Consider the following 19,975-nt stretch of genomic DNA (forward strand, 5'->3'; position numbering starts at 1 on the left):
CTGTTTTATTATGTCTATTATTATGAACCATATTAACGGTTTTCTACAAGAAAATCAATTGCTTTTCGAACTTTTAAATCTTCTTTCATCGCGTCAGTTGAACCGATTGCCTGCTTAATGTTTTCAACCGGCATGTTGTAAGCTTCAGCCATTTTAGTCAGCTCAGCTTCAACTTCTTCGTCCGTTACTTCAAGGTTTTCTGCTTGAGCGATCGCTTCAAGAGTCAGGTTTGATTTTACGCGTTTTGCGGCATCTTCTTTCATTTGCTCTTTTAACGCGTTTTCGTCTTGGCCTGAGAATTGAGTGTAAAGCTCAAGGTTCATGCCTTGCATTTGCAGACGCTGTTCGAATTCTTTCAGCATGCGGTCAAGCTCAGTGTCGATCATCGCTTGAGGAACATCAGCTTCAGCGTTTTCAGATGCTTTCAGAACAAGCTCTTCACGCAATTTAGCGTCAGCTTCGTTTTCTTTTGCTTCTTCAAGGCGTTTTTTTGTTTTCTCAGTTAATTCAGCAAGCGTTTCAACTTCTTCGTCAATGTCTTTTGCGAATTCGTCGTTAAGCTCAGGAAGCTCTTTCGCTTTGATTTCATGAATTTTCACTTTGAAAACAGCTGGTTTTCCGGCAAGCTCTTCAGCGTGGTACTCTTCAGGGAATGTTACTTCAACATCCTTTTCAGCGCCTGCTTCAAGGCCTGTTAACTGCTCTTCGAAGCCCGGGATGAATGAACCTGATCCTACTTCAAGTGAGTAGTTCTCAGCTTTTCCGCCTTCAAACGCTTCGCCGTCAACGAAACCTTCGAAGTCAAGAACGACTGTATCGCCGTTTTCAACAGCGCCTTCTTCTTTCACGACAAGCTCAGCCTGACGCTCTTGAAGAGCTTTAAGTTCGTTTTGTACATCTTCGTCAGTAACGGCAGTGTCATCTTTTTCGATTCCTAAGCCTTTGTAATCGCCAAGTTTCACTTCCGGTTTTACAGTCACTTTTGCAGTGAAAATCAAGCTTTCGCCTTTTTCGATTTTTTCAACATCGATTTCAGGGCGGTCTACAGGCTCAATGCCGGCTTCTTCAACCGCTTTAGGGTATTCTACAGGAAGTAAAATATCTAAAGCATCCTGGTAAAGAGCTTCAACGCCGAAACGCTGTTCGAATAAACCGCGGGGAACTTTCCCTTTGCGGAATCCAGGAATAGAAACCTGTTTTACTACTTTTTTAAATGCATCATCAAGAGCTGTTTTGAACGTATCCGCATCAACTTCAACCGTTAATACGCCTTCGTTGCCTTCTTGTTTTTCCCATTTTACAGACATGTGTTTCCCTCCAAAAATCTATTCAGGTTGTGTCGGTCTTCCATTCTAAAGCAATCCGCGGCTTTGTCAAAGAAAAAACCGCTTTGAATCAGAATCATTATGTAATGAACTGGCAGCCTGTCCAACCGTAATTCTCATTTCAGTTAAACCGCTATACATAAATACAACCACTATATTATAACATAACGCCTACCGCTTTCAACTATATGGTGTGATTTACAAATAAGAAATTTCTTCAATATCCTTAATCATCGAGCAGGCTTCTTCGAGTTCGCGGCTGTCAAACTCGTACATCATATGAAGTTCCTCCTGCTCAATGTCAATGCCGTGCATCTCGTAACCGACCTTATGAAGCGCCGCCGCCCATAAATCTGCGTTCAAAAACTTCGGCATAAAAGGGTGCAGAACGTACAGATGCCTTCTCCACAGCTCCTCGACGGCAGCGTATAATGTAGGGTTTTCATTGCCGAGCGTTTCATCAAGCACCCGGAGAACGCGATGCAAAATCGGAGCCGCATCAGGCTGAACCGTTTCACTCGGAACCGCGGTCATTGAATCGCCGAATTTTGTAATATGGACCGGCTTGCTGTAGTCATGGTCCGCCATCAGCGTCAAAATCATCGTCTTGATAAGAGGATGAGCGCCCGGATCTTGAAGAATCGTTTTTAAGAGACCCGTGTATTTTGCAATATTGCGGTCTTTGAGAGAATGAATCAGATTCATTTGTTCAGCGGGGCTGTTCAGCACTTTTTCCGCATCAAGAATGTCCTCGTATTCCTCCTCCCACGCTTCATCCTGCTGGTCGGGATCGGTCATTTTGCGGCTGAATTCGAGCAGCCGGTAGAATTGCTCCGCACTTTCTGCGGGCAGCTGGTTTTCTTCCAGCACAGCTTCAATTGTGCTTTTGACTTCTTCATATTGTTTCAGCTGAATTAAAATGGTCATGTACACTTGCAGTACGGTGAAATAATGGCCGTACCCTTCATTCAGCATTTTCTCGCAAACTTGTTTTGCTTCTTCCAATTCCCCGAGTTCCAGAAAACAAATCGCCATGCCTAAATGTACGTCGGACTCGGTATCGCCGTGGCTTACCGCCTCTGAGAACAGTTCGAGGGCCTCCTGATACTGTTTATCCTTCATGGCGGCCATCCCTTTATCAACCAAGCGTTCTTTCAGACGGGGGAAAGGAATGATATCAGCTTTTTTCTTGTCATGCGTCATACTTTATTTCCTTTCAGGCGCTATTTTTTTCAAGTGTATCAACACGCGTCAGGAAACACAAGAAAGGATGGTGCGCACGGTAAAAAAAGCCGCCGGACAGATCCGGTCGGCTTTTTTCAGGCTTGAAGCCAAGAACTTCTTTTCGATTCAAACTGCTGAATGTCGTCCTCCAGCAGAAGCGTTAATGAAATTTCATCATAACCGTTAATCAGCATTTCCTTCCAGTGCGGATCGACTTCAAATGAAATCTCTTTGCCTTCACTGTCGTGAATGAGCTGGTTTTCCAAATCAACCGTCATGTTAAGGGACTGATTTTCATATTGACCGGCGAGTTTTTTCCACTGATCATACGGCATACGGATGGGAAGCATACCGTTTTTAAAACAGTTTTGATGAAAAATATCGGCAAATGACGGAGCAATGATGATTTTGAAGCCGTAATCATCCAGCGCCCAAGGAGCGTGCTCACGGGATGATCCGCAGCCGAAATTCTCTCCGGCAATTAATATGGACGCGCCTTCATAGACTTTGCGGTTTAATTCAAATTCAGGATCAGGCTCACCGTTCTCAAGGTATCTCCAATCAAAAAACGCGAATCTGCCGTATCCTGTTCTTTCAATTCTTTTCAAAAACTGTTTCGGAATAATCTGGTCCGTATCGACGTTGATCCGATTTAAGACGGCCGCTTTTCCCGTATGCGTTTTTAAAGGTTCCATCTTTTCGCGCACTCCTTACACAACTGTTTTTTCTTGATAAAACTTTCTTACATCGACGAAATGCCCGTGAATGGCTGCCATTGCCGCCATCGCCGGACTGACAAGGTGTGTTCTCGCGCCTTTTCCCTGTCTGCCTTCGAAGTTGCGGTTGGAAGTGGAAGCGCATCGTTCCCCTTCAGGCACGACATCATTGTTCATACTGAGGCACATGCTGCAGCCTGATTCTCTCCATTCAAATCCGGCCTCGAGAAACACGCGGTGCAGCCCTTCTTCTTCGGCCTGCTGTTTCACGCTTTGAGAACCCGGGACCACAATGGCTCTGACGCTGTCAGCGACTTTTCGGCCTTTGATCATATCCGCAGCCTGGCGAAGATCGGTCATCCGCGAATTTGTACAGGAGCCAATAAACACATGCTCGACTTTAATATCTTCAATTTTTTGATTCGGTGAGATTCCCATGTATTCGTACGCGCGGATGGCTTCTTTTTTACCGTCTTCAGAATCAATCGTTTCCGGCGCCGGTATTTGGGCATCGACCGGAAGAACCATACCGGGATTGACGCCCCATGTTACCATTGGAGAAATCTCGCTGCCGTCTAGCACGATGGAATGATCGTATACGGCGCCCGGATCGGTTTTTAATGCTTTCCATTCTGCGGCGGCTTTTTCAAATTCCTCGCCTTTTGGCGCGTATTTACGGTTTTTACAATATTCAATCGTCGTGTCATCCGGAGCGATCAGTCCCGCCCGTGCTCCCGCTTCTATTGACATATTGCAGACCGTCATGCGTTCGTCCATAGACATGTTTCTGAATACTTCCCCGGTGTATTCAATGACATATCCGGTACCGAATTTCACCCCGTATTTTCCGATGACCGACAAGATGACATCCTTCGCGGTCACTCCTTTTTGGAGCGTTCCGTCAACGCGGATTTCAAGCGTTTTCGGCCGCTGCTGCCATAGTGTCTGTGTGGAAAGAACATGCTCCACCTCACTTGTGCCGATACCGAAGGCAAGCGCCCCGAATGCACCGTGAGTCGATGTATGGCTGTCTCCGCAAACGATCGTTTTCCCCGGAAGTGTCAGACCAAGCTCAGGCCCGACTACGTGAACGATTCCCTGGTCTGCGCTGTGAAGATCCGCAAGACGGACGCCAAACTCCTCACAATTCCGTTCAAGCGCAGTTACTTGGCGCTTTGCGACTTCATCTTTAATGTCAAAACGGTTGACGGTCGGAATATTGTGGTCCATCGTTGCGAATGTATTCTGCGGCCGTCTGACCTTTCTCCCCTTCTGTCTTAACCCTTCAAACGCCTGAGGAGACGTCACCTCATGAATGAGGTGCAGATCAATATAGAGAAGGTCGGGTTTTCCTTCACCGCTTTTTACAACATGCCGATCCCAAATCTTTTCGATGATTGTTCGAGGCATCATCTTTGTTTCCTCCCTCTACCTATGAACTAAGACCGCTTTCTTTAAAGCGTCACACTATAGATTTTGTATTCGAGCCGGCTAATGCGGCTTTTACTTTTTCAGTAATGTCATGCGTTCCGGCATATTGGCCGTCCCGGGCGATATCACGTGTACGGCTGCCATCTGCAAGCACCTTTGCGACCGCTTTTTCCACCGCCTGCGCTTCGTTTTCAAGCCCGAAAGATGTTCTCAAAAGCATCGCCGCTGATAAAATCGCCGCAAACGGATTTGCCATCCCTTTACCGGCGATGTCAGGCGCAGATCCATGCACGGGTTCAAACAAGTGAAGACCTGAACTTGATAAACTAGCTGACGGCAGCATGCCGAGCGAGCCTGTCAGCATGGAGGCTTCATCGCTTAAAATATCGCCGAACATATTCTCAGTTACGATGACGTCAAACTGGCTCGGAGCGTAGATGAGCTGCATCGCGGCATTATCGACAAGCATATGTTCAAGCGTCACATCAGGAAATTCTTTTGCGATTTCATTTGCGGTTTCCCGCCACAGCCTGCTTGAAGAAAGCACATTCGCCTTATCAACGGACGTCACTTTTCCTTTTCTGCCGGCAGCCATCTTAAAGGCTTCTCTGACAACGCGTGCGATTTCTTCTTTCTTATAAAAAAGGGTATCGACCGCTTCCTTTTCTCCCGCTTCATTGACATACTGTCTGCTCGGTTCTCCAAAGTAGAGGCCGCCCGTCAGTTCCCTGACGATTACAAAGTCGACGCCGCTGATATATTCTTTTTTCAGCGGAGACGCCTCAGACAAGCTTTCAAATACGGTCACGGGACGCAGATTGGCAAACAGGCCGAGTTTTTTTCTAATGCCGAGCAGGCCTTTTTCCGGTCTGAGCTCCGGAGGATTTTGGTCCCATTTCGGCCCGCCGACTGCCCCGAGCAGGATGGCGTCGGATCTTTCACAAAGAGCCACCGTCTCCTCAGGAAGGGGGTTTTGGTGGGCGTCAATAGCCGCTCCCCCGATCAGCCCGTTTTCAAATTCAAATTCATGTCCGAATTGTTCGGCGACGCTTTTCAATACATCTGCCGCTGATTCCGCCACTTCCGGTCCGATTCCGTCACCGGGCAGCAAAGCAATACGTTTTTTCAAATCAAACGTTCTCCTTTCTATTACGAGCCGACCGCAGTCTGTCTCTTTAATCCGTCTATATTGCAATCCAGCACCAATTGCCGGTTCACGGCGTTCAAATATGCTTTTGCAGAAGCTTCCAGAACATCCTGCGCGATTCCCCGCCCTGATGTTTCTTTTCCGTTCACGGTCACTCTGACAAAAACTTGAGCCAGCGCGTCTTCGCCTTTCCGGTTGGATTGGATGCGGTAGTCTGTCAGTTCAATATTTTTATCGATGCAGCGCCCGAGCGTATTATAAACGGCTTCTACGCTGCCCGCCCCCGTTGCCGCCTCTTGAATCAGCTGTTCGTTTTCCTGATTTTTTAAAGAGACTGTTGCAGTCGGCACCTGAGACGTCCCGTAATGCACTTGCAGAGACAAAAATTCATAGCCGATTTTTTTGTCTGTCACTTTTTCTTCTAAAATAAGAGAAATCAAGTCATCATCGGTGATTTCTTTTTTCTTTTCGGTCAGTTCTTTAAACATCGTAAAAAATTTATTGATTTCCTCACTATCAAACTGGAATCCAAGCGCATTCAGGCGGTCTTTGAACGCATGGCGTCCGGAATGCTTTCCGAGTACGAGCGCATCAGCAGTCACGCCGACAAGTTCCGGTGAAATGATTTCATATGTTGATTTTTCTTTCAGGAAACCGTCTTGGTGAATGCCGGACTCATGTGCGAAAGCGTTATCTCCGACGATTGCTTTATTGCGGGGAACGGCCATGCCCGTCAGTTTGCTGACAAGATCACTCGTCCGCTTCAATTCATGAAGATTGAGGGATGTATCGGCTTGATGCGCGTCATTTCTGACATGAAGCGCAACAGCGATTTCCTCTAGCGCGGCGTTCCCGGCTCTTTCTCCTATGCCGTTAATGGCGCATTCAATTTGATCAGCGCCGTTCTCAATTGCCGAAAGCGAGTTGGCAACCGCCATTCCGAGATCATCGTGGCAATGGGCTGAAAGCTTTACCCGGTTGATATTCGGAACGTGTTCCTTCATATATTTAAAGATGTTTCCGTATTCAGCCGGCGTCAGGTAACCTACAGTGTCCGGCAGGTTGATGACGCTCGCGCCGGCATCAATCACTTCTTCAACGATTTCAGCCAGAAACGGAAGTTCGGTGCGGCATGCGTCTTCTGCTGACCATTGAACGATCGGAAAGCGTTCTTTTGCATACTTCACCATTTCAACCGCTTTTTCCTTAACCTCTTCCCGCGTCATTTTCAGCTTATGCTTCAGATGAATGTCAGAGGTGGCGATAAAGATGTGAATCCGCGGGCTGGCCCCGTCTTTCAGCGCTTCCCAGGCTGCGTCGATGTCACCTTTGACAGATCGGGCAAGCCCTGTTACCGAACAATTTTTAATCGTTCTTGCGATTTCCTGCACGGCTAAAAAATCACCTCGGGATGAAGCGGGAAATCCCGCTTCAATAATATCCACCCCGAGTCTTTCAAGCTGCTTGGCTATCGCCAGTTTCTCCCGGGAATTGAGGTTGACCCCGGGGGATTGTTCACCGTCACGAAGGGTCGTGTCGAAAACATTAATTTTGCGCAACGGAGACCACCGCTTCCTTCTTTTTGCCTTGTTTGACAAACGGCATCATTTCACGAAGCTGTCTGCCGACCTTTTCAATCTGATGCTCGTTTTCACTTGCATTGATCGCATTGAAGCGAGGACGGTTCACTTGGTTTTCCACGATCCATTCTTTCGCGAATGTACCGTTTTGAATATCTGTTAATACTTGTTTCATCGATTCTTTTACCTTCGCATCGACTACGCGCGGCCCTGAGACAAAATCTCCCCATTGAGCCGTATCGGAGATAGAGTATCTCATGCCCGCCAATCCTTCTTCATACATCAAGTCTACGATCAGCTTCAGTTCGTGCAGACACTCGAAGTATGCGAGTTCAGGCTGGTAGCCGGCTTCTGTCAGCGTTTCAAAACCCGCTTTGACAAGCGCCGTTAAACCTCCGCATAGAACAGCCTGCTCACCGAACAAATCCGTTTCCGTTTCTTCCTTAAATGTTGTTTCAAGAACGCCCGCACGCGCTCCGCCGATTCCTTTTGCATAAGCAAGAGCCGTATCTTTCGCTTCGCCTGATACATCCTGGTAGATGGCAAACAATGCCGGTACGCCCGCGCCTTGTTCATATGTTCTTCTGACAAGGTGTCCCGGCCCTTTAGGGGCGACAAGGAATACATCCACATCAGCAGGAGGCACGATCTGATGGAAATGGACGTTAAATCCGTGTGCGAATACTAATGACTTGCCCGCCGTCAATTCATCTTTGATTTCAGCTTCATATACTTTTTGCTGCTGTTCATCCGGAAGAAGAACCATAATGATATCTGCCTGGGCAGCCGCTTCTCTTACCGAAAAGACTTTATGACCGTCTTCTTGGGCCTGTGTAAATGATTTTCCTTGTCTGACGCCGACAATGACATCAATTCCGCTTTCTTTTAAGTTCAGCGCATGTGCGTGACCTTGTGAACCGTAACCGATAATCGCTACTTTTTTACCTGCCAATACGTTCTCTTTGATATCACCGTTATAATATACTTTTACCATTTTAATCTCTCCCTTTTTTGTGTTATACAATTGAAATTGTTTTATTGGATGACGCCTTCTGCTGGGTTCCCCTCGCAAAAGCCGTTGTGCCTGTTCTCGCGATTTCTTTAATGCCGTAAGGTTTGAGCAGCTCTATGAGCGCTTCGATTTTATTAGATTCGCCGGTAACCTGAACGACGATGCTGTCTCTTGAGACATCAACGACGGAAGCTCTGAACGGCTCAATGATTCCATTGATTTCCGTTCTGACCGACGGTGCGGAAACAACTTTGATTAATGCCAGCTCACGCTGTACAATCGATTGGTTTGTAATATCCGTCACTTTCAGGACGTCAATTTGTTTGTTAAGCTGCTTTGTCAGCTGCTCTACGTCATTTTCGCCTTCCACATGGACGACAAATGTAATCCTTGAAACACCGCTTGTTTCCGTGTGGCCTACAGTGATGCTTTCGATATTATAGTGTCTTTTTGTAAACAGGCCGGTGATCCGGTTTAATACTCCCGAGCGGTTGACCACCGTTAATGTGATTATGCGTTTCAAGGTTTCACCCCCACCATTTCATGAAGTCCTTTACCCGGCGCAATCATCGGGAATACTTTCTCGCTTTTGGCGACCCGGACGTCAATAACGGCCGGTTCTTTTGATGAAAGCGCCTTTTTAAGCTCTTCTTCCGCCTCTTCCTCCGATGAAATCCGGACGCCTTTAATGCCGTAGGCTTCTGACAATTTGACAAAGTCAGGCTGCGCCGAGAATTTGGATTCAGAATAGCGCTCTTCATAGAAGATTTCCTGCCACTGTCTGACCATGCCCAGACATTCGTTGTTCAAGATAACCACTTTGACAGGAAGATTCAGCTGCCGGATGACATCTAATTCCTGAAGGGTCATCTGAAAACCGCCGTCTCCGAGGATGGCAACGACCGTGGCGTTACGATCGGCCAGCTGCGCTCCGATAGCCGCCGGAAGGCCGAAGCCCATTGTGCCGAGTCCCCCCGAGGTCACCCACTTATCAGCCTTTCGGAAAGGATAAAACTGAGCCGCCCACATCTGGTGCTGGCCGACATCCGTCGCCACAATCGCCTCACCGTTTGTGAATTGGTGAATATACTCAATCAGCTTTTGGGGTTTCAAGCCCTCTTCTCTGTTGTCTGTATACCAAAGCGGATATTCTTCTTTCCATTCTGAAAGCTGCTGTTTCCATTCCTCTGTCTGTCCCTGTTTTCCGTTTTGCTTCAATAATTCCTGAAGGACGATTTTACTGTCGCCGACCACCGGAATCTGCGTTTCGATAATTTTTCCGATTTCAGCAGGATCAATATCGATATGCGCCACTTTGGCCGATTTTGCAAAATGCTTCAGATTTCCGGTCACGCGATCATCGAACCGCGCTCCGATGCTGATCAACAAGTCACAGTGGTAAAGCGCCATATTCGCTGTGTATGTGCCGTGCATCCCCGCCATTCCCAGAAAAAGAGGATGGTCTGCCGGGAAACCGCCCAGACCGAGGAGCGTGTGCGCTACCGGAATTTGCTGCTGTTCGGCATAATTTTTTAAATCTTCTGAAGCTTTACCGTGCAAAACACCCGCTCCGGCTAAAATAACCGGCTTTTTCGCACTGCTGACAGCTTCCACGAGCTTTCGGATCTGCAGATAGTTAGGCTCTTTTACAGGCTGATAACCCGGAAGGCTGATCTCGTGATCATATCTGAACTCTCCTTCAAATGCTGCGACATCCTTCGGTATATCAATTAATACCGGGCCCGGTCTTCCCGTCGTGGCGATATGGAACGCCTCTTTAATCACACGGGGGAGATCTTCCGGACGGCGGACTTGGTAGCTGTGTTTCGTAATCGGCATCGTAATTCCTAAAATGTCGGCTTCCTGAAAAGCGTCGCTGCCGATGACCGAAGTGGCCACCTGACCGGTAAACACTACGAGCGGCAATGAATCAATCATCGCATCCGCAAGACCGGTAACTAAATTTGTCGCTCCGGGTCCGGATGTAGCAATCACAACCCCCGGCTTTCCGGAGACTCTCGCATACCCTTCAGCCGCATGAATCGCGCCTTGCTCATGGCGGGGCAGGATGTGAACCAATCCCGACTGATACAGCTTATCGTAAATCGGAAGGACAGCTCCCCCCGGATAGCCGAAGATCATCTCGACATTTTCTTTCTTTAATGATTCAATCAGCATCAGAGCCCCGTTCATTGTTTTTGTACATTCGGCAGACAAAGAATCCGCCTGTACATTTGTGCCCATTTTCAGTTCCTCCTTTTCAATGTTCCCTTCTAAAATCCAATTCATAAAACGCAGCGCCGGCTGACGCAAATAAAAAAGCCTTCCCACCCACATTCAGCCAAGCATTTCATGCGATAGCCAAAAGGGGCGAAAAGGCTTTGCTTTCCGCGGTACCACCCTTGTTTACGGTCATATGCAGACCGTCTCATGGATAATGATTATCCGTTTTGATAACGAGTAAACATTGTGTTCACTCGGCCGAGTCCTACTCTTTACATTTCAGACCGGCACTCTGAGGGGAGTTCACTTTGATTTGTTTTACCGGCTCTCAGCGTTACCGGCTCTCTGTGAAAAACTTCAGCAAAGCTACTTATCCTCTTCTGCGCTTTTTATTATGGCAGCTCTTTTATTGAAAAAGAACCTTCATTTGTTTGTTTTTTCAGTGTTTTATGATTTTTCTTTTTAGCGTGAATCATTTATTTATTTTTGTTTGAACTCATATTACGCCCGTTTGCAGGCAGTGTCAACAGCATTTTTATAATTATTAGACAATTTAGATTAATCAATCTATTTTGTATACGCTTTCATTACTGGTACAAAGGGATCTGTAAATATTAAAAGTTTTTATCATTTTTTTATTAATCTCTCAAGATTACATGAAATTTTTCCGTTCATATACGAATATGTCACATTTTATTACACGATTTTTCTCTGTCCTTCCGGCATGCTTGTCAGATATTCCGTTCGATTGAACAGGCTCTTTATACAGACATACGCATACACTGTTCTTATCTCGTAAGAAATGAGTGATGTCATGAATAAGATGTTATCAGGCATGCAGGGCCTGCCTCCTGGATTTCCGCCTTTACCGGTCTTACCGCCGCAGTCTTATTATCCTCCGGCCCCGATGCATACAGCACCATATCAAGGCGGCCCTTCTTTTCAGCAGGGATTCCCGTCATCCGGATACGGACAGCAGACCCCGCAAAGCACGCTGTCATTCGCCGGGCAGCAATTCGTTCCGTACCCTTATACAACCGGGTACTACGGCCAATCCTTCAGTGACGTCGGCGGAAGCCTCGGCGCCGGGGCGCATCCCGGCGCGCTCGGGGGCGGTTTCAGCGGCCATGCCGGGGGCTTCAGCGCTCCGAGCGGATTCAGATGATACAAAAACCGGTCTCACACGGCCGGTTTCTTTTCATATTCACAAAGTATAACGGTCATTCCACTGATTCATTTCCTGCTCCGTATAGTAATCAGCCCTTGAAACCTCAACAATGATTAAACCGCATTGAGTGATTAAAAATTGCTTCAGTTCCTCAAACAGCTCGTCTTTTCCGCAAAAGATCGTTTCTATATTGTGATTTTTATATGCAAATGCGTACTTCAAAAGCTAATTCCTCCTGCTGTCTTTCTATCATTCATTGACAAAATGTATGATAGAAATTAGATAATTTATCACTCAAGGGCGCCTTAAGTATCTTTATACATATATTTATTACGGTAAATATTACATTAAGTTTCATTTATATTAAAATTACTTTACAATTTTCATCAAATACGGAACTTTTGTTTCGTAAAATAAAATACAAAAAAACCTCAAACCCATTGTCAGGGCTTGAGGTTTTTTATACGTCCCAGGAAAGATTCGAACTCCCGACCGACGGCTTAGAAGGCCGTTGCTCTATCCGGCCTTCATCCTTTATATATCGCTATTCGTTCACGTTCATGTATAACGGTCACTTTCCGAACTTTGACCGATTGACTTAATTTCTATTATATTTGCTTACGCTTTATAATTCAAGCATTCATATAGTAAAAAACAACCCTATTGAAAAGGTAATACAGTTTTACTTAAATCTGCTATATTAAAAGGTAAAGGTATTTATTTAAAAGAGTGGTTTCATGAGAGATAACAAAAAATGCTGTCCATATTGCAATGCTGATTTGCAAGGAGAACCTATTCCGAAAGAATCGCAGAAAGTATATGGTTCTGCCCATTTTACACGAAAAATTGGTATAAGCAGTATAGAAGCTGATAGGATTATTAAATGGAAATGTCCAGACTGCAACAAAGAATGGGATAGGGATTGATCATTTAAAATAATGTAATTTGAGATGGACTAGAATTAGATTCGTTTCGACAAGTTATTTTTTTCATGGTGTGTGGATGAGCCGACTATAGGTTTATCCCTTTCATGCCCCCAGTGAAAATGTGGAAACATCCCCACATATTCTTTATATTAAAGAAAGAGAGAAGTTATAGGAATCCTTTAGCTTGTTTCATATTCTTTAACCCTGCGATAGAATGTAGCCTTTGTCATACTTGATCTCTTCATTGCTTCAACCGCTGTAATTTCTCCTGCTTTCCATTGTTTATAAGCCTGCTCAAACTCAGTTGTAATAGTTGTTTTAGGTCTTCCAAGGTGTTTGCCCTGTGCCTTAGCTGGAGCTATCCCTTCAGCTTGACGAGTCTTAATCTTCGTTCTCTCTTCTTCAGCAACCCATGATAATACCTGTAACACCAAGTCAGCCACGAAAGAACCGATGGATTCATTGTATTTCCGTGTATCCAACAATGGCTTATCAATTACAACAATATGTGCTTCGATGTTCTGTGTGATATCTTTCCACTCGTTTAAAATCATCTCTTTGTTACGACCTAGCCTATCTAATGTATGTATAACGTATCTCCTTTTCGCATTGAAGTCTTACACGCTTTGCTTATCGATATGAATATCACGCTCATCAATTCCAGGAGCATACACACTATTCAGTTGTCGTGCTTCATTTTGGTCTTTGCTGCTTACTCTAACGTATCCAAATTCTTTGTTGTCCATAATTGATTCCACCTTGAGGCAGCGGTATCTTTTCTTTGATATCACTTATAAGTCTCCACCTCTGCTATCGATACCATTATCGAACTTGAATAGGGTTTCACTGCAATTCTTATTACTTTATCATGCTAAATCATATTGATAATGTGGGTCGTGTCGGAAATTTACCGATTGTCAGTTTGTGAATGAGAGTGGTTCTGTATCAAACCAATACCACAACTTGGCATGTATACAACCATAAAAGACACCCAATTAATTTGGATGCCTTCTTTTGTAACTATTTTACTTGTTCTCGTAGCACTTCTTTTAACAATTCAATCGCATTTTCTTCACTTGGGTCATTTGTTCCAAGTTCACCTCGGAAGGCTTTTGAGAGGATGGATTGTTTTAAGAGTTCTATACTGTTTTCAAGGAATAGATATTGACTTGCTTCATATTCTTTATCTAGTAAATTCTTTATTTTATCCATTATAACTTCATGTTCTCTTAGCGATGGAACTGGAACTAAAACTTCATTTAGAATTTTTAAATTTATGTTTTTTTGTGCGGTTGCAGGAGCGTAATGTTCTAAATCATTTTTAATCGTGCTTATATAGTAATGGACAAATTCTGAAGACACAATCTCTTCAAACGGAACAAAACCGACAACACTATCTGGAAAGCAACAAGGGAAGTTCAAAATAGCTGTATCTGCGATATTAGCTGCAATTGTAATACATACAGTACCTATAGGAAATAATTTACTCTGGTTATAACCAAACTCACTTAATGTTTGAGAGAAATCCTCTACATAGTCACTCGATCTAGCTACATCACCAGTTTGAATAAACGGATATTCCCCTCCAAATAACTTAGGGTCATTTCTAGGTCTATGTTTAGATTTTCCTCTTTGTAATTCTCCTATTTCACCAAGTTTCTTCCATTCCCAACCATGAGGTAGTTTAAAAGGACCTAAATTACCAGATTGTTCTATAGGCTCTAACTTATCACACTGATTTTCTTCTCTCCACTTCCTCGTCAACTCTCCCCTAAACGCCTTATCCAAAATAGCCGCTCGACGAAGTTCAAACGTTTCCTTCGCTTCTTCAATCAACTGCTTTGCTTCTTCAATTTTACTTAAAAGCCGCTCCACTTTCTCAGCAATCCGTTTTTGTTCAGATAGAGGAGGTAAAGGGAAATGCATGTTATCCATAGCCTTTGGAGAAACCCTTGGCAGATTTATACCATTACTGTTTTCATTAGCATACTGTAATACTTGAGGTAATCCTAAGTACATGTTTAATAATTTATTAGTACTTATATTTTTATTACGATACACAAGTATGTCGGTTGATGCTACCCCGTCAAATTCTACATGAGCATGCTTATTAAGATATGGTCGTAACTTTCCATATAATACATCATTCTTTTTGAAAACTACTTTTTTACTTTTTACGCCTTCCGTATTACCAACTTCTAATATACCTCCCCCTTTATTCATGTGTTCTAAACCAATATACTTTTCGTTCCCTGTGGGTTGAATTTGTTCTTTCACTTGTTCAAATACGCATTCAAGTTTAGTCCACACCCAATTTTCTGGCACTTCATACGGTTGTTCTTCATCTGGTACTACTGCTTCTTCTAACAATTCCTCGATGTTCTTCTTTTTCTTACTCACTGTTTGACCCCCCCATCTTCTTCAACAGCACGCAATTCTTCAACTACTTCATTTAATAAATCCATTGCTTGTTGAAGCTTAGCAATTGCTTCTTCTGCTGATTCAATCGGGCCTGGTAGGTTTACATAAGATGATAAAGACTCGTCAGCAATTAATCCAATATCTAAACTATCATCTTTTTTTGCGATATCTTCTCGTGTAAACACATTCCAACGCTCATCTTCTATCTTAGAACGGTCTTCAGCTACATATGCCTTCATGAAGTTTTCAAAATGAGCCATTGTTAGCTGATTACGTTTGCCAAATGAAGTCATATTTGTCCGAAGATCATATACCCATACATCCTTCGTATTATCTTGGTCTGTTGTGCCTCTTGTAAAGAACAATACATTTGTTTTTACACCTTGAGCATAGAATATCCCTGTTGGTAAGCGTAAAATCGTGTGTAAGTTACATTTGTTCATTAAATCACGACGAATTTGCGAACCAATACCGCTTTCGAACAAGACATTATCAGGTAAGACAACCGCTGCTCTTGCATTTCCATTATCTTTTAAAGCGTTATAAATCAACTGCAAGAAATTCAACTGTTTATTCGATGTTTCAAACGTTAAATCGTCACGGGATACCCGTTCCCCGCCTTTTTTTGTACCGAACGGCGGATTTGTTAAAATAACATCAAAGTTCTTCATCCATTTCCCGTTGCCCGATAACGTGTCTCCTTGTTCCAAACGACCTTCGATATTATGAAGCAATGCATTCATGAGTGCCAGACGATGGGTATCTTTAACAAGTTCCATACCTACAAAGGCTTCTTTCTTTTGGAACTCAGCTTCTTGTGGTTCTAAATCAAAGTAATCATCTGTTTGATTCTTTAAATATTGGTCTGCAGCAATCATGAAACCGAATGTTCCAGCTGCAGGGTCAGCACACCGCTCACCAATTTTCGGGTCAATTAATTGAACCATGACATCAATTAATACACGAGGTGTGAAGTATTGCCCCGCTCCTGATTTCTTTTCACTGGCATTCTTCTCTAACAATCCCTCATAAAGATTGCCCAGTCCTTCTTCTTTCGCATTGTACCAATCAAGAGCATCAATTGATTTGATAATCTTCTCTAAGTTTTTCGGCTCAGCAATACTTGTAGAAGCATCACTGTATATTAGACGCAGCCGCTCATTTTCACTGCTTCCTAATTCAAGTAGCAATCGCTGATAAAATGTCTTTAATTCCAAACCTTCCTTATCTAACAAATCATTCCAACGATAGCCTTCTGGAATCACACCTTCTGTTTCCTGCTCTTTCATCATTTTGAGGAATAATAAGTAGGTCAACTCTGTTACATATTGCTGATAGGTAATCCCATCATCACGTAACACATTACATAAATTCCATAGTTTTTGAACGATTTCTTGGTTGTTCATTTTTCAGCCTCCTGCTAACTCCGAGTATATTTTAATGTTGGATTCTCATTCAAACCTCATTAAAGTGAAAATAAAAGATAAAGTAACTTATCTATTATAACTGAAAAAGTGCCCCTATGAAGAGGCACATTGTTAACTAATATAAAGGTTCTCATTTATAGTGGTAACAACCGTATCAATATAGTCACCGAACTCCCGCTTCAGCAATTTATAGCCGCCCGGAGTTTTAAATGGTTCTTCCGAGAATGCCTCTTCTGCAGTCGGTGCTAATACAGGCACTTTAAGTAATTGCTTTTCTATTCTCTCTAACCATTTCTTCTGTCTTGGAGTCCAATCATGCAGTGAATACACTTTTTGCATCGCCTGTTTAATACGTGCTTCATGGGCAACTAGCGCTTCACCTAATGCAGCTTGGCGAATAAAGCTAATAATGTCTGCTGCAATGTCTTCATTTTTTGTCTGCTTCCAAGCTGTCTGCAAATGCGATTGCTTAAAGCCTTTCGTTTCTAGAATGGTAATAAGTTCTCGTAAATCCTGCCTTGTTAAATCTTTCGGTCGTGTGCAAATAAGATGAAGAGCGGGAATTTCATTAATATTTTCTTGGATAAAACGAACGAAACCTTCTAAATAATCTTCTGGTCTCTTGTTTCCTTCACCATATCCCCGAACCACATCTGTTACTTCATCCTCTTTGTTGGAGATATATCGTTTCTCGCCTTTTACCCGATAGGCTTCCATATATTCAAATAACATGTTGTGCTGTTTTGCTTCTTGTGGCGTATACGTTTGAATTTCTTTCGCCCACTCATCCACATTTATTCCATTCGACAATTCTTCAAACTTTTGTTTTCCTTCTTCATTCAGCCTTTGCTTGCGACGCTGAATTTTCACTGCCAATTGGTCACGATAAAACGAAGCTTCATCTTCTGCAGTAGCATTGGCAAGTGATTCATATAGTTCACCGATACTGTAATTTTGTTTCTTTACAACAGGTTTCATCTCCGTATAGTTTTGCAATTTATCGTAGATGCCCACTGCATCGTAAATGTTAAAGTGTGTTTTTCCAATGTCGGGACAAAGACGGGTTGCACGTCCAAGCATTTGGTCATAAAGAATACGAGACTGTATACGCCGTAAGAATACTAGATTTGTTATTGGAGGAACGTCAATGCCTGTGGTGAGTAAATCAACCGTTACAACGACATTTGGCAGCCGCTCGTTCTTAAACCTTTTAATGGCATCTAATGGCTTATAGATATAGCCAGTAATTTTCATAATAGCATCATCTTCAATTTCATCGCCACGTTCTTTAAAGGCTTCCTTTAATAATCGAACAACCAAATCTGCGTGTTGGTCAGTGGCTGCAAAGATAAGAGTTTTCTCTTTTCCTGTCGGATCAATGTATTCAACCAGTTTGTTTAGAACCGCCCGATTAAAAGGTTCAGTAATTACCCGTTTATTAAACTGCTCAACCTCAAAATGAATGGTATCTTCCATTTTTTCTAGTTGAATCTCGCCTTTATCAACATCATACACTTCAACTTCTTCGTCTTTTTCAAGAGTAATGCCGACTTGTGAAAGTTCTGTCTTAAACAGATATGGTGGTTCATGGTCAACTAAGTAGCCATCCAGAACCGCTTCACTATAAGAATACTTAAAAATAGGCATACCAAAAATCTCTGTTGTATGAAGAGCTGGTGTTGCAGTAAGTCCTAAACATGCCGCATCAAAATAATCAATTACACGTCGATATTGGCTAATATAATCATTTTGGTCACGGAATTTCAATTCTTCCTCTGACATTTCTTTGTCACTTGTATAGCCACGATGTGCTTCATCTACAATGATGAAATCATACTGCCCGACACTTGGAAGCTTTTCGTTATCGCTATAGAAAAGTCTTCTAACCATTCCCTGCACCGTCGCAATTTGCACCTTCGTTTCAACTTCTGGAGACATGTCTTCTAAAGACTTCACATCGTATATATCAGCAAATGAGTAGCCTTCAATTTTTGTATCCTTAAGTGCATCCTCTGTCTGTTTTCCTAACGAATTACGGTCTACAAGGAAAAGAATACGACGACATTTTTTGGACTTAATTAAGCGATACATGAGGGCGATAGCTGTACGAGTTTTCCCAGTTCCAGTTGCCATTGCAATAAGCATTCTTCGTTGCCCTTCTTTTAATCCCTCTTCAGCGGAAAGTACCGCTCTTTGCTGATAATGACGCAAACCAAACTTCGTAATATCCTCTTCTTCTAAGCGTTTATTTGCATCCTTATCATCTTGACTAAGAAGAAGCTGCAAGTCATCAGGTGAATGCCAGCCTTCTAATGGGCGAGCATGTTCTAACGGTTTACGTGAATCCCAAAACCAGATGCCCGACTCTTCTTGAAGTTGTTTCAAGTATGGTCGGCCGTTCGTTGCGTATAAGAACGGCACCTTATATTCACCTGTTGTAGGTGTGATGACTTCATCTTCGACTTGTGCCGCATTTTTTGCATACACTTTTGTTTGACTTTCTAATGCGCCAGGAATCGTTTTCTTTTTTGCCTTAGCTTCAATAAAGCCAACAAGCTTTAAGCCAATAAACAACGCATAGTCAATCCTGCCGCCATTGACCTTCCATTCAGCAATTGCCATGTTTCGATTTTTCTCTGGCAGCGTTCCGTTCTTTTGATGATTTAGTACAGTTGTGTCTACTTCCCATCCAACAGCACGTAGTTTTCCATCAATAATCGTACGCGTTTCGGCTTCAGTTAATTGTTGACGACGCATAAAGTTTTTGGATATTTTTTTACGCTCGATTTTTACCTCTTCTTGTTCCACTTCCGCCTGTCGACGAATTGCCTCTAATTCTTCTTCAAGCTTTTTGACTTTCTCCTCATATTCTCGCTGAAGTGTTTCTGTACTCTGTTCTGTTTGTTCTTGAAGTTCTGTATACTCTGGTGCTTGAAAATCCCAATCACCATATACCTCCATGAACCAAATGGACAAGCGGAACGTTAATTGCAACAAAGCCTTTGCTTCTTCTACTTTTCCATAATCCGCTTCATGCATCGCTACATTCCCTTTGCGACGAAGAGCCTCTAATATATCAATTAATTCAGGCTCAAGTAACCTTTCCCGACGCAAAGTGTTAATGCGATCCACTTGCGTTGTACCATATGCCTCTTTAATATTTTCAGCGGCAAGAATAAATTTAGTTAGTGTTTCAGCGAACAATCGCAGTTTCATTACTGTTGTATGGGGGTCATGATATACATTTCTCTCAGCTGTCTCTCCCAAGTTAGCAAGTACATCCCATTTCCCTTGAAAAAATGAAAAGTTGCCACTCATTGTTATCACCGTTTTCCTAAAAGGTTGTTTGTGTCTATTATACTATAATCATGCAAA

The 19,975-nt window shown here is 43.4% G+C and carries 14 protein-coding genes, 1 pseudogene and 1 other annotated feature; of the genes and pseudogenes, 1 reads left to right on the plus strand and 14 read right to left on the minus strand.

The genetic code is table 11. The features are described 5' to 3' along the window. Window positions 1-32: 32 nt before the first annotated feature. The 9 genes from tig to ilvB form a co-directional block, all read right to left on the minus strand. Entirely contained in the window at window positions 33-1,307 is a 1,275-nt protein-coding gene (tig, locus tag NYE68_RS14695) for a trigger factor (RefSeq protein ID WP_003152618.1), read from the minus strand. Window positions 1,308-1,523: 216 nt separating this feature from the next. Beyond that, on the minus strand, window positions 1,524-2,528 hold the full coding sequence (ddcA, locus tag NYE68_RS14700; protein WP_015417936.1) for a DNA damage checkpoint antagonist DdcA: 1,005 nt from the start codon (window positions 2,526-2,528) through the stop codon (window positions 1,524-1,526). Between the two features lie 116 nt (window positions 2,529-2,644). Further along, entirely contained in the window at window positions 2,645-3,244 is a 600-nt protein-coding gene (gene leuD, locus NYE68_RS14705) for a 3-isopropylmalate dehydratase small subunit (protein ID WP_007408146.1), read from the minus strand. A 15-nt stretch (window positions 3,245-3,259) separates the two neighbouring features. Continuing rightward, a complete protein-coding gene (gene leuC / locus NYE68_RS14710; protein WP_007408145.1) occupies window positions 3,260-4,678 on the minus strand; it encodes a 3-isopropylmalate dehydratase large subunit in 1,419 nt (472 codons plus the stop codon). Window positions 4,679-4,727: 49 nt separating this feature from the next. Further along, entirely contained in the window at window positions 4,728-5,825 is a 1,098-nt protein-coding gene (gene leuB, locus NYE68_RS14715) for a 3-isopropylmalate dehydrogenase (protein WP_229041231.1), read from the minus strand. Window positions 5,826-5,845: 20 nt separating this feature from the next. Then, complete coding sequence (locus tag NYE68_RS14720) at window positions 5,846-7,402, minus strand: 2-isopropylmalate synthase (RefSeq protein WP_324636529.1); 1,557 nt, start codon at window positions 7,400-7,402, stop codon at window positions 5,846-5,848. Continuing rightward, window positions 7,389-8,417: a ketol-acid reductoisomerase gene (gene ilvC, locus NYE68_RS14725; RefSeq protein WP_003152600.1), complete on the minus strand. Its 1,029-nt coding sequence runs from the start codon at window positions 8,415-8,417 to the stop codon at window positions 7,389-7,391. Before ilvC ends, NYE68_RS14720 begins: the two co-directional genes overlap by 14 nt. 22 nt (window positions 8,418-8,439) lie before the next feature. Beyond that, window positions 8,440-8,958 (minus strand): acetolactate synthase small subunit, encoded by a 519-nt coding sequence (gene ilvN / locus NYE68_RS14730; RefSeq protein ID WP_039254335.1) that lies wholly within the window; start codon window positions 8,956-8,958, stop codon window positions 8,440-8,442. Then, entirely contained in the window at window positions 8,955-10,679 is a 1,725-nt protein-coding gene (ilvB, locus tag NYE68_RS14735) for an acetolactate synthase large subunit (protein WP_032866714.1), read from the minus strand. The genes ilvN and ilvB overlap by 4 nt, the downstream gene beginning before the upstream one ends. 119 nt (window positions 10,680-10,798) lie before the next feature. Next, window positions 10,799-11,050 (minus strand) — a binding site (T-box leader). A gap of 422 nt (window positions 11,051-11,472) precedes the next feature. On the opposite strand from ilvB, the gene NYE68_RS14740 reads away from it, so the two are divergent. Further along, window positions 11,473-11,823, plus strand: a complete 351-nt coding sequence (locus NYE68_RS14740) for a hypothetical protein (RefSeq protein ID WP_015417942.1) — start codon at window positions 11,473-11,475, stop codon at window positions 11,821-11,823. Window positions 11,824-11,862: 39 nt separating this feature from the next. On the opposite strand, the gene NYE68_RS14745 is transcribed toward NYE68_RS14740, so the two are convergent. The 5 genes and pseudogenes from NYE68_RS14745 to hsdR all read right to left on the minus strand — a co-directional run bounded on the left by NYE68_RS14745 (window position 11,863) and on the right by hsdR (window position 19,918). Next, complete coding sequence (locus NYE68_RS14745; RefSeq protein WP_007408136.1) at window positions 11,863-12,048, minus strand: hypothetical protein; 186 nt, start codon at window positions 12,046-12,048, stop codon at window positions 11,863-11,865. Between the two features lie 883 nt (window positions 12,049-12,931). Beyond that, window positions 12,932-13,498: pseudogene (locus NYE68_RS14750) on the minus strand (recombinase family protein). 274 nt (window positions 13,499-13,772) lie between these two features. Continuing rightward, entirely contained in the window at window positions 13,773-15,152 is a 1,380-nt protein-coding gene (locus NYE68_RS14755; protein ID WP_324636528.1) for a restriction endonuclease subunit S, read from the minus strand. Next, the gene (locus tag NYE68_RS14760; RefSeq protein WP_324636527.1) at window positions 15,149-16,579 is read right to left on the minus strand and encodes an N-6 DNA methylase; all 1,431 of its coding nucleotides are present in this window, start codon (window positions 16,577-16,579) and stop codon (window positions 15,149-15,151) included. Before NYE68_RS14760 ends, NYE68_RS14755 begins: the two co-directional genes overlap by 4 nt. A gap of 132 nt (window positions 16,580-16,711) precedes the next feature. Next, window positions 16,712-19,918: a type I restriction-modification system endonuclease gene (gene hsdR / locus NYE68_RS14765; RefSeq protein ID WP_324636526.1), complete on the minus strand. Its 3,207-nt coding sequence runs from the start codon at window positions 19,916-19,918 to the stop codon at window positions 16,712-16,714. Window positions 19,919-19,975: the final 57 nt, after the last annotated feature.

Source organism: Bacillus sp. FSL R5-0447, from assembly GCF_038606125.1.
GTDB lineage: Bacteria > Bacillota > Bacilli > Bacillales > Bacillaceae > Bacillus > Bacillus velezensis.